13 protein-coding genes and 1 riboswitch are annotated in these 14,382 nt (G+C 70.7%); of the genes, 4 read left to right on the top strand and 9 right to left on the bottom strand.

Going from position 1 to position 14,382, the window contains the following annotated elements; all coding sequences use genetic code 11:
• Positions 1-149 precede the first annotated feature (149 nt).
• On the top strand, positions 150-965 hold the full coding sequence (locus tag AC4BEG_RS03505) for a PhzF family phenazine biosynthesis protein (RefSeq protein WP_490704438.1): 816 nt from the start codon (positions 150-152) through the stop codon (positions 963-965).
• A gap of 25 nt (positions 966-990) precedes the next feature.
• Here the strand turns inward: AC4BEG_RS03505 and AC4BEG_RS03510 are convergent, their stop codons facing one another.
• Positions 991-1,791, bottom strand: a complete 801-nt coding sequence (locus AC4BEG_RS03510; RefSeq protein WP_490704439.1) for a CPBP family intramembrane glutamic endopeptidase — start codon at positions 1,789-1,791, stop codon at positions 991-993.
• A 132-nt stretch (positions 1,792-1,923) separates the two neighbouring features.
• Positions 1,924-3,426 carry a glutamate-cysteine ligase family protein gene (locus AC4BEG_RS03515; protein WP_490704440.1) on the bottom strand — a complete coding sequence of 501 codons (1,503 nt, stop codon included), beginning with the start codon at positions 3,424-3,426 and terminating at the stop codon, positions 1,924-1,926.
• A 454-nt stretch (positions 3,427-3,880) separates the two neighbouring features.
• Here AC4BEG_RS03515 and AC4BEG_RS03520 point away from each other — a divergent pair, with 454 nt between their 5' ends.
• Positions 3,881-4,468 carry a hypothetical protein gene (locus AC4BEG_RS03520; RefSeq protein ID WP_490704441.1) on the top strand — a complete coding sequence of 196 codons (588 nt, stop codon included), beginning with the start codon at positions 3,881-3,883 and terminating at the stop codon, positions 4,466-4,468.
• 263 nt (positions 4,469-4,731) lie between these two features.
• The gene (locus AC4BEG_RS03525) at positions 4,732-4,938 is read left to right on the top strand and encodes a DUF5999 family protein (protein WP_043236576.1); all 207 of its coding nucleotides are present in this window, start codon (positions 4,732-4,734) and stop codon (positions 4,936-4,938) included.
• Positions 4,939-5,075: 137 nt separating this feature from the next.
• Here the strand turns inward: AC4BEG_RS03525 and gcvP are convergent, their stop codons facing one another.
• On the bottom strand, positions 5,076-7,988 hold the full coding sequence (gene gcvP / locus AC4BEG_RS03530) for an aminomethyl-transferring glycine dehydrogenase (RefSeq protein WP_490704442.1): 2,913 nt from the start codon (positions 7,986-7,988) through the stop codon (positions 5,076-5,078).
• Between the two features lie 182 nt (positions 7,989-8,170).
• A riboswitch (glycine riboswitch) is annotated at positions 8,171-8,269 on the bottom strand.
• Positions 8,270-8,382: 113 nt separating this feature from the next.
• On the opposite strand from gcvP, the gene AC4BEG_RS03535 reads away from it, so the two are divergent.
• The gene (locus AC4BEG_RS03535) at positions 8,383-8,712 is read left to right on the top strand and encodes a PRC-barrel domain-containing protein (protein ID WP_490704443.1); all 330 of its coding nucleotides are present in this window, start codon (positions 8,383-8,385) and stop codon (positions 8,710-8,712) included.
• On the opposite strand, the gene AC4BEG_RS03540 is transcribed toward AC4BEG_RS03535, so the two are convergent.
• From AC4BEG_RS03540 to AC4BEG_RS03565, 6 genes are all read right to left on the bottom strand, one after another.
• Positions 8,688-10,157 (bottom strand): DNA polymerase IV, encoded by a 1,470-nt coding sequence (locus AC4BEG_RS03540; protein WP_490704444.1) that lies wholly within the window; start codon positions 10,155-10,157, stop codon positions 8,688-8,690. The two genes, AC4BEG_RS03535 and AC4BEG_RS03540, sit on opposite strands and share 25 nt — an antisense overlap.
• 106 nt (positions 10,158-10,263) lie before the next feature.
• Positions 10,264-10,893: a MerR family transcriptional regulator gene (locus AC4BEG_RS03545; RefSeq protein ID WP_490704445.1), complete on the bottom strand. Its 630-nt coding sequence runs from the start codon at positions 10,891-10,893 to the stop codon at positions 10,264-10,266.
• Positions 10,894-11,099: 206 nt separating this feature from the next.
• Positions 11,100-11,573: a bifunctional nuclease family protein gene (locus AC4BEG_RS03550; protein ID WP_014058684.1), complete on the bottom strand. Its 474-nt coding sequence runs from the start codon at positions 11,571-11,573 to the stop codon at positions 11,100-11,102.
• Between the two features lie 52 nt (positions 11,574-11,625).
• Positions 11,626-12,375, bottom strand: coding sequence for a transcriptional regulator FtsR (gene ftsR, locus AC4BEG_RS03555; protein WP_490704446.1), 750 nt, complete (start codon positions 12,373-12,375; stop codon positions 11,626-11,628).
• Between the two features lie 17 nt (positions 12,376-12,392).
• Complete coding sequence (locus AC4BEG_RS03560) at positions 12,393-13,247, bottom strand: FHA domain-containing protein (protein WP_490704447.1); 855 nt, start codon at positions 13,245-13,247, stop codon at positions 12,393-12,395.
• A 130-nt stretch (positions 13,248-13,377) separates the two neighbouring features.
• Positions 13,378-14,370, bottom strand: coding sequence for a DUF881 domain-containing protein (locus AC4BEG_RS03565; protein WP_490706969.1), 993 nt, complete (start codon positions 14,368-14,370; stop codon positions 13,378-13,380).
• Positions 14,371-14,382: the final 12 nt, after the last annotated feature.

The following is a 14,382-nucleotide window of genomic DNA, read 5'->3' on the forward strand; positions in this document are numbered from 1 at the left end:
GTGATGCTCCTTTCTATCGGCGATCCATCACGATGCTTCAACGATATATCGGAACCGATCGAACGACAAGCCCCCGATATAGCCCGGCCGGGCCACACCGCGAGAATTGGCCATGGTCAACACCGCCGGAGGCCGCCTACGGTCGAGACATGCGCATACGAATCGTCGACGCGTTCACCGACCGCCCCTTCGCCGGGAACCCGGCGGGAGTCGTGCTCTTCGACACGGCCACCTTCCCGGACGACGACCGGCTCCAGCGGATCGCCGCCGAGGTCAACCTGTCCGAGACCGCGTTCGCCCGCCCCTTGCCCGAGGCGGCCGAGGCCGACTGGGCACTGCGCTGGTTCACGCCGACCACCGAGGTCAGCATGTGCGGTCACGCCACCCTCGCCACGGCCCACATCCTGCGCACCACGGGCACCGCGACCGGCACCGTCCGCTTTGCCACGCGCAGCGGGGTGCTGTCCGCGACCGCCGAGGACAGCGGCACCATCACCCTGGACTTCCCGACGGCCGAACTGACCGAAATGCAGGTGCCGGGCGCCCTGGCCGACGCACTCGGGGTGAAGGTCCTCTCCGCCCGGGACACCGGACCGCACGTCGGCGACATCCTGGTGGAGGTGGCCGACGAGAAGACCGTGCGCGCCCTCACACCCGATCTGGCGCCGCTGGCCCATCTGGCCGGACGGGCCGTGATCGTGACCGCGCCGGCCGAGGACCCGTCCCGCGGCTACGACTTCGTCTCACGGGTCTTCGCACCGGCTGTCGGTATCGACGAGGACCCGGTGACCGGCAGCGCGCACACCGCGCTCGCCCCCTTCTGGTCCGCCCGGCTCGGCCGCACCGAACTCACCGGGCTCCAGGCGTCCGCCCGTACCGGACTGGTGCGTACCGCGCTGCGCGGTGACCGCACCCTGCTGACCGGCGGCGCGGTCACCGTCATCGACGGAGAACTGCTGGTCTGAGCCCCCAGCCCACCGAGGGGCTCGGTCAGGCGGTGGGCAGCCAGTCCACCCGGCCCGCCAGCAGGGCGTAGCCGACGAACGCCACGATGTCGATCAGCGCATGGGCGGCCACCAGCGGCCCGACCCGCCCCCACCGGCGGTAGAGCAGGACGAAGATCGCGCCCATCGCCATATTGCCGAAGAAGCCGCCGAGCCCCTGGTAGAGGTGGTACGAGCCGCGCAGCACCGAACTGGCCAGCAGCGCGGCCATCGGGGTCCACCCCAACTGCCCGAGCCTGCGCAGCAGATAGCCGACCACGATCACCTCCTCCAGCACGGCGTTCTGCACCGCGGAGGCGATCAGGACCGGGATCTTCCACCAGACATCGGGCAGCGCCTCGGGCACCACCGTCAGATTGCCCCCGGCCGCCCGCGCGCCCAGGTAGAGCAGCAGCCCGGTGCCGCCGATGCAGGCGGCGACCACCGCTCCCCAGCCCAGATCGAAACGCGGCCGGGTCCGGTCGAATCCGATCGCGCGCAGCCCCGCACCCTCCCGCAGCAGCAGATGGGCCACCAGCACGACCGGGACCAGAGCGGTGGTGATCCCGAAGAGCTGCCAGATGAGGTCGAGCCAGGGCCGCCCCGGGGCCTCGGAGGCGTTGAGCGTGGCGGCCTGGTCCTTCAGCCCACCGGGCCGGGTCACCGAGCCCACAAAGTTGATCAGCGCGGACAGCGCGCTCGCACCCAGCGACAGCGCCAGCACCAGCACCGTCTCGTTGCGCAGGGTCCGCCGCGAGAGCCCGCTCTCGTACACGGGCAGCTCCGCGCCGCGCGCCTGTGACCGCACTCCTGCCTCCACTCCGTCCGGGGCGCCGCACCGGTCCGGCGACCTGGACGACTCCGGTCACTCCGGCCCCTGAAGGCCCTTCCCGACCGGACAATACGTGGTCGCCAGGGTGGACGTGCGGCGGGCCCGGGATCAGCCGGAGAGGTCGGTCGGCCAGGTGTGCACCGGTGCGTCGGTGCGCATCAGGGCACAGTAGCGGCGGGTCATGGCGGCCAGCGCCGCGTCCCGCCCCAGCCCGCTGCCCAGCGCCCGGTGATAGGTCGCGGCCTGCCAGGACGCCCCGTTGGTCCGCAGCTTGCAGCGCTCCTCGATCACGCCGAGATAGCGGTCGCGGTCGGCGGGCTCGACCCCCCAGCCGTCCAGCCCGGCCGCGGCCAGCGGCAGCAGCTCCTCGCGTACCAGCCGGACCGCGGGCGTACGCACCAGGGAGGTCGAGCGGCCGGTCCTGGGCCACTGGAGGACCGCGTCGATGCCATGGCGGCAGGCCGCGTCGAAGTTGTTCGCGGCGGCGCTGAACGGCAGCCGGGACCACACCGGGCGGGGCTCCTCCGCCAGCGCCCGGACCAGTCCGTAGTAGAACGCCGCGTTGGCGATGACATCGGTGACGGTGGGGCCCGCGGGCAGCACCCGGTTCTCCACCCGCAGATGCGGCACCCCGCCCGCGACGTCGTAGACGGGCCGGTTCCAGCGGTAGATCGTGCCGTTGTGCAGCACCAGTTCATGGAAGGCGGGCACCCCGCCGTCCTCCAGCACCCGCAGCGGGTCCTCGTCCTGACCGGCCGACAGCAGCGGGGGGAAGTAGCGCAGATTCTCCTCGAACAGCTCGTAGGCGTCGCTGATCCAGCGCTCGCCGAACCAGGTGCGCGGCCGGACGCCCTGAGCGGCGTACTCCGGCGAACGGACATCGGTGGCCTGGAGGAACAGCGGCGGTCTGGACTCCCGCCACGCCTCCCGCCCGAAGACGAAGGGGGAGTTGGCACCCACCGCGATCTGCACGGCGGCCACCGCCTGCGCCGCGTTCCACACCGCCGCGAACCGCCCCGGGGTGACCTGGAGATGGAGCTGCACGGAGGTGCAGGCGGCCTCGGGGGCGATGGTGGCGCTGGCGTAGGTGAAGCGCTCCTGGCCCTCGATGTCGATGAGGAAATCCTCGCCGCGGGCGGCCAGCATCTGTTCGTTGAGGAGTTTGTAGCGGTCGTCGTAGGAGAGGTTCGCCGATCCCAGGTCGCGGGCGGCAAGGGTCGGGAGAATTCCGATCATCACGATCTCGGAGGAGACTTCCCGCGCCTTGCGGTCGGCATATGACAACCCGGTTCGAAGCTCCTCGGAGAGCTGGTCGAGAACACGTCCGTGCAAACGGTGCGGCACGATGTTCACTTCAAGATTGCACTGCCCGAGTTCGGTCTGGAAATCATGGCTCGCGATACGTTCCAGAACCTCCGCGTTCATCATCCTGGGCATGCCGTCGGCACCGGCGAGATTGAGTTCGATCTCCAGCCCCATGAGATTCCGTGGGCGGTCGAATCGCTTCTCCGCCAGGAGCCGGCCGAGCCCGTCCAGGCACTGCCGGAGCCGACCGCGCTGCCGCTGCCGACCGGACGGGTCGAACTCACCGGCTACGACCTTCTCCCCCATCGAAGCGTCCTTCCTCGAGTGGATCACCGGCGTCAGCCGCGTACACCACGCTCGATGATGCCCACCAATGTGATCGATAACGCCCCATGCGGACCGCCCAGCCGGTACGCTCTCAACTACTGCGCAATGGGCCGGGAAATGCACCGGCGAGATCCAGCCTACCGCGATGACGACAAAAAGCCAGGTCATATCCGTGCATCTGGCACAGAATCGGGGAAAATCCCCACGCCTGCGCGGTCCTGAATACCTCTTGTCGGCAATACCGCGCACAGCTAGCGGAAACATGCCGGGAACACAGTACGTATAAACTCGGTTAACGAGGCGGAGAGATAACGCCCGGACAGATTGTCCCGGCCCCCTCTGACCCGCGTATGACCCTCGCACACCGACAGCGTTGTCGACCCTCGGCTTTGCTGCCGCTTCACCGTGTCTCCTGAGTGAGAGGCCACCCACCATGCCGCTGCACGCGCCCCCGGCACCCGCGCCCGCCCTGCGCAGCGTCCTCACGGCCCTCGGTTCCCCCACCGCCGTCCATGAGGTCCGCACCCCGGGACTCACCGCCCTCACGGGCCCCTTCGAACCCGAACTCCCGCTGCCCGTCCATGTCCTGGACACCATCAACACACCCGCCGGATCGCCGCGGACCCGGCTCCACGGATGGCGCTTCGTACTCCACGACGAGGGCCGTACGGTGGCCGCCGCGGAGGCGCGGCTCACCGCCGACGGCTGGGCGTTCTCGCACTTCTCCGAGGGGCCGTACGTAGCGTCGGCCGAACTGGCCCTGCGCGAGGCGCAGTCGCTGCCCGCGGCGTACCAGCCGCGGCTGCTGTCGATCCCGGAGATGTACATGGTGACGCTGTGGCTGCACGAGAACCCCGCGGCGGACGCGGTCGACGGCAGTCTGGGCGCGGGCGATCTGCTGGTGCCACTGGCCCCGGCCCCGCCCGGGATCGCGGCCCACCGGGCGCACCGCGCGGCGGATCTGCTGCCGGTGCTCACCCTGCGGCTGACCCCGGCACCACTCTTGGGCTCACCCGCCTGACCAGCGCCTTCACCAGGAGCGGAGCGCCCTGTGACCACCGGGTCACAGGGCGCTCCGCTGCGTCCTGGTAACAGTCCCGCCGCGATGAACCGTCCGGACGGGTGATGCGTCATTATCTAGCGAGACCGGTACCGCGAAATCCCTGCGGAATCCCGCCCGTAGGGCAACACTGGGAGCAACCGACCAACTCACCACGGGGGGCGGCCATGAAAGCCGCGAAGAACCGCAGCACCTTCACCACACCGCAGCGAAAGATCCCTGCCATGTGCCAGCATCAACCACCTTGCCCGTCAGCCGACTCCGCCGACCGGGAGGCCGCCCATCTCGTGGCGCACCACCCCGAGCAGGGCTGGAGCCTGCTGTGCAACGGCGTCCTGCTCTTCGAGGACACCGGTGAGCTGCTGCCGGACGGGCGGGTCATCGCCCCGTGCCGACCGCGGGGTTCCGAGCACATCGTGACCGCCGCCTAGGCCCTGTCCCACCGCCGTTCGGGCCCCCGCGGCCGGAAGGGCGGAGACAGACTGGGGCCGGCCCGGCGCCTTCGCCGAACCGGCCCCACATCCCCGGGGTGCCTGACGGCACCCCGTTCGCATGTCCAGCCCGCTGCCTAGCCCTCGTAGGACTCCAGCGGCGGGCAGGAGCAGACGAGGTTGCGGTCCCCGTAGGCCCCGTCGATCCGCCGCACCGGCGGCCAGTACTTGTCGGCCGCCGAGACCCCGGCCGGGAAGACGGCTTCCTCCCGGGTGTACGGGTGGTCCCACTCCCCGCCGAGCGAGGCCGCGGTGTGCGGTGCGTTCCGCAGCGGGTTGTCCTCCTTGGCCCAGGCGCCCGAGGCGACCTTCTCGATCTCCGCGCGGATCGCGATCATCGCCTCGCAGAAGCGGTCCAGCTCCGCCAGGTCCTCGCTCTCCGTCGGCTCGATCATCAGCGTCCCGGCCACCGGGAACGACATCGTCGGCGCGTGGAAGCCGTAGTCGATCAGCCGCTTGGCCACGTCGTCGACGGTCACCCCGGTCGCCTTGGTGAGCGGGCGCAGATCGACGATGCACTCGTGGGCCACCAGACCGCCGGGGCCGGTGTAGAGCACCGGGTAGTGCGGCTCCAGGCGCTTGGCGATGTAGTTGGCGCCCAGCACCGCGACCTGGGTGGCGCGGCGCAGCCCCTCGGCGCCCATCAGCCGGACGTACGCCCAGGAGATCGGCAGGATGCCCGCGGAGCCCCACGGCGCGGCCGAGACCGGGCCGACGCCGGTGGCCGGGCCCGCGGCGGGCTGCAACGGGTGGTTGGGGAGGTAGGGGGCCAGGTGCTCGCGCACCGCGACCGGGCCGACGCCCGGTCCGCCGCCGCCGTGCGGGATGCAGAAGGTCTTGTGCAGGTTGAGGTGGGAGACATCGCCGCCGAACCGGCCCGGCTCGGCGAGCCCGACCAGCGCGTTGAGGTTCGCGCCGTCCACGTAGACCTGGCCGCCCGCGTCGTGCACGGCGGCGCAGATCTCGGTGATGTGCTCCTCGAACACCCCATGGGTGGAGGGGTAGGTGACCATCAGGACGGCCAGCTGGTCGCCATACTTCTCGATCTTGGCGCGCAGGTCGTCGGTGTCCACCTCGCCGTCCTCGCCGGTCTTCACCACGACGACCTTCATGCCCGCCATCACGGCGCTGGCCGCGTTGGTGCCGTGCGCGGAGGACGGGATCAGGCAGACGGTGCGCTGGGTGTCGCCGTTGGCCCGGTGGTAGGCGCGTACTGCCAGCAGCCCGGACAGCTCGCCCTGTGAACCGGCGTTGGGCTGGAGGGAGACCTTGTCGTAGCCGGTGACGGCGGCCAGCCGTTCCTCCAGCTCGCGGATGAGCGTCAGATAGCCGTGGGCCTGCTCGGCGGGCGCGAACGGGTGCAGGGCACCGAACTCGGGCCAGGTGACCGGCTCCATCTCGGTCGTGGCGTTGAGCTTCATGGTGCAGGAGCCGAGCGGGATCATGCCCCGGTCCAGGGCGTAGTCCCGGTCGGACAGCCGGCGCAGATAGCGCAGCATCGCGGTCTCGGAGCGGTGCTGGTGGAAGACCGGGTGGGTCAGATAGGTGTCGTCGCGCAGCAGCTCCTGGGGCAGCGCCTCACCCGCGGCGGCGTCCAGCTCGTCGACCGTGGGGATCGCGGTGCCCTCGCCGCTGCCACCGTCGACGCCGAAGGCGGACCAGACGGCGGCGAGCTGGGCGCGCCCGGTGGTCTCGTCACAGGCGATGCCGACGTGGTCGGCGTCGGTCAGCCGCAGATTGACCCCGGCCTCGCGGGCGGCGGCGACCACATCGGCGGCACGGCCGGGCACCCGCGCGGTGAGGGTGTCGAAGTAGGCGCCGTGCACGATCTCGACACCGCCCGCCCGCAGCCCCTCGGCGAGGACGGTGGCGTAGCGGTGGGTACGCCGGGCGATGGCCGCGAGCCCGTCCGGGCCGTGGTAGACCGCGTACATCCCGGCCATCACGGCCAGCAGGACCTGGGCGGTGCAGATGTTGCTGGTGGCCTTCTCCCGGCGGATGTGCTGCTCACGCGTCTGGAGGGCCAGCCGGTACGCCTTGTCGCCGTCGGCGTCGACCGAGACACCCACGAGCCGGCCCGGCAGGCTGCGGGCGAAGGCGTCCCGGACGGCCATGAATCCGGCGTGCGGGCCGCCGAAGCCCATCGGCACACCGAAGCGCTGGCTGCTGCCGACCGCGATGTCCGCGCCCAGCTCACCGGGCGAGGTGAGCAGGGTGAGCGCGAGCAGATCGGTGGCGACAGTGACGATCGCGCCGAGTTCATGCGCCCGCTCGATGACCGGACGGGGGTCGCGCACCTCACCGGAGGCGCCCGGGTACTGGAGCAGCACACCGAAGACACCGCGCTCGGCGATCTCGTCCGGGATGCCCTGAGACAGATCGGCGACGACGATCTCGACGCCGGTGGGCTCGGCCCGGGTCTGGATGACCGCGACGGTCTGCGGCAGACAGTCGGCGTCGATCAGAAAGACGCCCTCCTTGACCTTGCCGACCCGGCGCGAGAGCGCCATCGCCTCGGCGGCGGCGGTGCCCTCGTCGAGCAGCGAGGAACCGGAGGTGGGCAGCCCGGTCAGGTCGGAGACGACGGTCTGGAAGTTGAGCAGAGCCTCCAGACGGCCCTGGGAGATCTCCGGCTGGTACGGCGTGTAGGCGGTGTACCAGGCCGGGTTCTCCATCACATTGCGCAGGATCACCGGCGGGGTGAAGGTGCCGTAGTAGCCAAGGCCGATCATGGACGGCAGCACCTGGTTGCGGTCGGCCAGACCGCGCAGTTCGGCGAGCACCTCCGCCTCGCTGCGGGCCGGGGGCAGGTCCAGCGCCTCGGTGCTCTTGATGACATCCGGTACGGCTGTCTCGGTCAGCTCGTCGAGCGAGCCGAAGCCGACCTGCGCGAGCATCTTGGCCTGTGCCTCGCTGTCGGGACCGATGTGGCGCTGCTCGAACGGCGTACCGCGCTCCAGTTCGGAGAGCGTGATGTGGTTGGCGGTCATCTGCGGGGGCCTCCTGGTCTGTACGACCGACGAGGGGCACCACGGCGCGGGTGCCCGGACGGCCTCCCCCTCTGTCATCAACCTGAGAGCTTCACCGGCCCGCATGCGACCGGCTTTCACCGTCGGTGAGGAGGGGTTCGGAGCGACGCCCGCCCGCGGCCCACCCTGCTTTCCAGAGTGACCTCACCCGCACGGTACGTGTGCCTGAGAGATTCCGGGGAGGATTTGCTCCTTCGGCGCCTCCGACAGAAATCGACGGAGAACTCTCCCGCACGGGGTCTACAGCCACAGCCAGCGTACCAGCGCATCTGTCGCATGGTGGGGGCGCCGACCGCTCGAGTGGCCGCGCGCGGCGATGTGGCTTTTTGTAGTTATCACTGGACAATTGCCACCTGTGGGAGAGAGCGTGCAGACCGATATCGACCCGCGGACCCTGATCGGCCGCAAGGCATTCGACCGCGAGGGCGCCAAGATCGGCACCGTGGACGAGGTCTATCTCGACGACGCGACCGGCGAACCCGAGTGGGCGGCGGTACGCACCGGACTGTTCAGCCGGGATGTGTTCGTACCCCTGGAACCGAGCGAGGTTGTCGGCGACACCCTGCGGGTGCCCTACGACCGGGCGCTGATCAAGGGCGCCCCGGACTTAGGGGTCGGCCGCCATCTCTCGCCCGAGCAGGAGCTCCAGCTCTACCACCACTACGGACTGGACGTCACCGGCTGACCGTGGCCGGAGCCCTGGCCCGGGGCCGTGGCGGTGCCAGGACCGTCGTGCGGGCCGGGACCCGACTCCGGCTTCTCCGCGGGCGCCAGCAGCGGCAGCGGCTCACCCGGCTCCAGCGCGGGGTCGTCCACGGAGAACGTACGCACCCGGCCCGGCTCCGCCGACCAGGGTGTCTCAAAACGCACCGTCACCCGGCCCACCCCGCTGCCCTGCACCCAGCCCGCGCCGAACTCGCTGTGCCGCACATCCAGCCCCGGCAGCCAGCGCCGCGGTGCCCCGGTGGGCTCGGCGGCCTCCTCCGCGCCCGGCCCCGCGGGCTCGGATGCCTCACCGCCCGCCGCCTGCGCGTCCTCCAGCGCCTCGTGAGCGGCCTGCGCGGCCTGGGCGAACAGATCCTCCTGGGTGAAGTCCGCCAGGCCGCTCACACCCACTCCCAGCAGCCGCACACCCGCCGTGGTGTCCACGCCCTCCAACAGCCGGGCCGCCGCCTCCCGCACCACCGCGGGGTCGTCCGTGGGCCCCCGCAGGGTCTCCGAGCGGGTCATCGTCGAGAAGTCGTACCGCCGGACCTTGAGCACGATCGTGCGCCCCGAGTGGCCCGCCGCGCGCAGCCGCCCCACACAGCGGTCGGCGAGCCGCGCGACCTCCAGCTGCACCCGGGTGCGGTCGGTCAGATCGACGTCGAAGGTGTCCTCCACCGACACGGATTTGGTGTCACGCTCGGCGACCACCGGACGCTCGTCCCGCCCGCAGGCCATCAGATACAGCGACGCCCCATGGGCCCGGCCCAGCAGCCGCACCAGCTCCGCCTCGCCCGCCTCCCGGGTCTCCGCCACGGTGTGGATCCCGGCGCGGCGCAGCGCCTCGGCGGTGGCCGGGCCGACGCCCGGAAGCGTGCGCACCGGCATCGGACCGAGCAGGTCCCGCTCCGTACCGGGCTCGATGACCACCAGACCGTCGGGCTTGGCCTGCTCCGAGGCGATCTTGGCGAGCATCTTGGACCCGGCCAGACCCACCGAGCCGGTCAGCCCGGTCACCGCCCGGATATCGGCCCGCAGGCGCTCCCCCACCGCCCGCGCCGCGCCGACGGCGGGCTCGGTGCCGCCCGCCTCCAGGTCCACGAACGCCTCGTCCAGACTGAGCGGCTCCACCAGCGGCGACAGGGTGTGCAGCAGCGCCATCACGGCTTCGCTGACCTGGCGGTACAAGGCGAAGCGGGGGGTGAGGTACGCGGCGTTCGGACACAGCCGACGGGCCTGCGCCATCGCCATCGCCGAATGCACCCCGAACACCCGCGCCTCGTAGGACGCGGTGGCGACCACGCCCCGCGGGCCGAGGCCGCCCACGATCACCGGCTTCCCGCGCAGGCTGGGCTTGGCCGCCTGCTCCGCCGCGGCGAAGAAGGCGTCCATGTCCAGATGCAGAATCGTCGGCGCACCCCTCACATCTACCGATGCTGCCGCACGCCACTGACATTCCCTTACCGCTCGGTCCGCCGCCGACGCCAAAGCCCCTTCGGCTCACTCGCCGGGCGCGGGGAGCCCCGGGCGGTCAGCCCGCCCTGTTGCGGCGCCGGGCGAGCTCGTCGGCGGGGTTCTGGCCGATCAGCGTCTCGCCGGTGTCCACCCGCTCGCCGTGCAGCTGGGACAGCGCGCTCTCGACATCCCGCCACACCACGCCCACGGCGATCCCGAAAACGCCCTGGCCGCCCTGGAGGAGGTCGACGACCTCATCCGGCGAGGTGCATTCGTAGACGGTGGCGCCGTCACTCATCAGGGTCATCTGGGCGAGGTCGTCCAGCCCGCGGGCGCGCAGATGCTGGACGGCGGCCCGGATGTTCTGCAAGGACACACCGGTGTCCAGCAGCCGCTTGACGATCTTCAGGACGACAACGTCCCGGAAGCTGTACAGCCGCTGGCTCCCCGAGCCGTAGGCGGGCCGTACGCTGGGCTCCACCAGACCGGTACGGGCCCAGTAGTCCAGCTGGCGGTAGGTGATGCCCGCGGCCGCGCACGCTGTCGGTCCGCGGTATCCGATCCGCTCCGTCCCCCCTGTGGCGGGCTCCGCGCCCGGCGGCGCGATCTGTGCCGTGACCCGAGCCTTGAGTGCCGGTTCGGCCGGTGCGCCCCCCTGGAGCGCAAACGGACCGCCGGCCGCCGTGCCGTCGCCGGTGATTCTCACGCCGACCTCCGTCCTCGACCTGCCATCTTGAAGGTAGGCAGTCACCCGGGGTGCGTCAACGATCGCCACACTCGCCACGCCGAGTGATAATCACCCTAAGGGTGGTTTCCCGTGTCCCTCTTCCGGGAAAGGCTACTCGAATGCTCTAGCGAGGACGGGCAGACTTCACCGATGGCCGCTGCCGACCGTCGGTTACTGGCCACTGGTCACTGGCTGCTGGTGCCGAAGTCCTCCGGCGAGATCTGGTCGAGGAATTCGCGGAACTTCTCCACCTCGTCCTCCTGCTCGTCCGGGATCGCGATTCCGGCGTCGTCCAGCACGCCGTCGCTGCCGTAGATCGGCGTCCCGGTACGCAGGGCGAGCGCTATGGCGTCGGAGGGCCGTGCGCTGACCTCGACACCGCTGGCGAACACCAGCTCCGCGTAGAAGACCCCCTCGCGCAGATCCGTGATCCGGACCTCGGTGAGCTGCTGGCCGACCGCCTCCAGCACGTCCTTGAAGAGGTCGTGGGTCAGCGGGCGCGCCGGTGCCATGCCCTGCTGGGCGAAGGCAATGGCCGTCGCCTCCCCTGGTCCGATCCAGATCGGGAGGTAGCGGTCGCCTCCCACCTCGCGCAGGAGCACGATCGGTTGGTTGGAGGGCATTTCCACCCGGACACCCACGACGTCGAGCTCGTTCACACAGCAACCCTAGGACGTGCGCGGCCGGTTTGGATAGTCGGGGCCCGGCCGCTCAGTGCGCCTGGGCCCGCAGAGCCGTCTGCACCAGGGCCGCGTGAAGCCGTACGGAGAGGCTGGCCAGCTCCCGCGCACTGGCCTCCGCATGGGCCCTGGTCTGCGGATTTCGATGCAATCGCAGCGGCGCGACCACCTGCTCGACCAGCCCGGCCTCCCGCTCGGCGGACGCTTTCATGATCCGCAGATGACGTGGCTCCAGACCGAAACGGCCCAGCTCGGCGATGAGCCGGGCCACGGTGACGGCCTCGCTGTCATATCCGCCGTCCCTGGCCGCCGCGATCAGCCCGTACGACTCCCATTCGGCCAGCTCCGCCTCGCTGACCTCGGCCGCCGCCAGCAGCTCGACACGGCCCACCCGGGCGGCCGTGGGGCCGTCCTGGGGGGCCTCGGCGGAGGGGTCCAGCAGCTCACGCTGCCGCTCCCCCTGCGGGCCGGGCAGCTGCGGCCGCTCACCGCGCTCCAGGGCCTCCAGATGCTCCCGGATGACCTTGAGCGGCAGATAGTGGTCCCGCTGCATCCGGAGGATCAGAGCCAGCCGCTCCACATCCCCCTGGCTGAATTTGCGGTAGCCGGACGGGGTGCGCCGCGGCTCCACCAACCCCTCCGCCTCCAAGAAGCGGATCTTGGAGAGGGTGACCTCGGGGAACTCCTCACGCAGCAGATTCAGCACGGTGCCGATGCTCATCGTCCGGCTGCCCGCGGAGGCGGTGCCGGTATCGGCACCGCCCGACGGTGTCTGAAGCATGGACCTCCCCTGACGGGTCAGATGCCGACGCCCCGCTGGCTCGGGTAGAAGACCAGCCGGTACTTCCCGATCTGCACCTCGTCGCCGCTGGTCAGGACCACCGGCGCATCGATCTGCTCGCGGTTGACATACGTCCCGTTGAGGCTGCCGACATCCACGACGGTGAAGCTGCCGTCCTGGCCGCGCCGGAACTCCACATGGCGGCGGGAGACCGTGACGTCATCCAGGAAGATGTCGCTCTGCGGGTGACGGCCGGCCGTGGTCACATCGCTGTCCAGCAGGAACCGGCTGCCGGAATTGGGCCCGCGGCGGACCACCAGCAGCGCCGATCCCAGGGGCAGCGCCTCGACGGCGGCCTGGGCCTCGGGGCTGAGCGAGGGCAGCTGCGTCTGCCCGGTGACCTCCGAGTCATACGCCTCGAGGCCGGAGATCGAAATGGTAGAGGTGGTCTCGGAGGCGCGCTCGGAGGGCGCACCGCCCCGCAGCGGCGCGCCGCAGTTCGAGCAGAACCGGCTGGCCTCGGCATTCCGATGCCCGCACCTCGTACAAACAGGCAAGCCGAACCCTCCACCACTCGAGGTCGATGGTTCTTCGAAACCTATGCGTCCGGCCGCCGAGGGGTCAACAGAAGACGCGCCCCGACCACCCGAAATGTCGCCACCCTGCGCACCACCGACCTGATCCCGGAACAGCGGGCGCTCCTCGCTCCCCCCTCCACTCTCTTCCGCGGCACGCGGGGCACGGTGGCGAGCGGTGCTGCTGCCGCCGTCCTGGCGTGCACTCTTCCCGAACAACTTCCCGAACAACTTCACGGGCGATTCCCCTTGACTGAAACAGACCCGCCCGTGGGGCAGGACAAACCCTCGATGCACACACCGGACGGTCCGGACATCCTCACAACGTCCGTGACCACCAGACAGTTTCCATCACGCGGGACTCTTCCGGTGCGTTGACCCCCCGCGTCCATATGGTCTCCCCGAGAGACCCTCATTTCGAACCGCCTCACCGTGATGACGACCGAGCGTAGTCAGGCCGCTTCGTGGACCGCAAGGCATCCACAACGATCTTCTTCTCCCGCACGATGGACACAGTGGCCTGCTCCTTCTCCAGACTCTGCACCACACCGCCCGGAATGTTGAGCGCCGGCTCCAGATCCTCCGGCTTGCCGATCACCTTGACGACGTACGGGCGCGTCACCCTGCGTCCGTCGATCTCGACCCCTCCGCCGGCGTCGGCGAAGTAGGTATTGGCGACCACCCGCACCTTGCCGATCTGGATCGCCTCGGCGCCCGCCGCCCGCAGCTCCTGGACGGTGTCCAACAGCATGTCGGCCTCCACAGCGCCCCGCGAGTCGCTGATCTTCATCGTGATACCGGGCCCCTGCGCCCCGACCGTACCGGCGAGCACCCCGAGCTGCTGCTCCTTCTGGAGCGTCTGCTTACGGGCCTCCTCGGCCCGGTCCGAGCTGTTCTCCAGCTCGGTCCGCTGGCCCTCGAGACGGCGCTTCTCGTCCTGGAGCCGCTGGGTCCGGTCGTCCAGCTCGTCCAGGATCCGTACCAGGTCCTCCTGGCGGGCGCCGCGCAGCACGCTGTTCTCGTTGGTCGAGCGCACCTGGATGGCCAGACCGAGGCCGAGGCCGAACAGCAACAAGGCGACGATCAGCTGGGCACGGGTCATCCGCGGCGGCCACAGGCCCTTCACCAGACGCTGACGGCCGGTGAGCGGCTTCTCGGCCGCGTCCTCGACCGTACCGTCCTGGCCCTCCGGCGCGGGCCCCGCGGCGTCGTGGGAACCCTTCTGCGGCCTTCCTCCGGGCTCGGCGGCCGAAGCCCCGCCTCCGGCACGCTCCGGTCCGGAGGGCCGAGCGCCAAACGGCTTGCTTCCGGACGGCTTGCTAACGGACGGCTTGGCTCCGTCGGCGGGCCGGGGGTGAGGCCGCTGAGCTCCACCGGACTCGGCGGCTCCGCGCTCACCGCGCGGCTGCTCCAGCGGCAGGGGGCGTCCGGC

This window comes from Streptomyces sp. JLBJ103 (assembly GCF_058215575.1).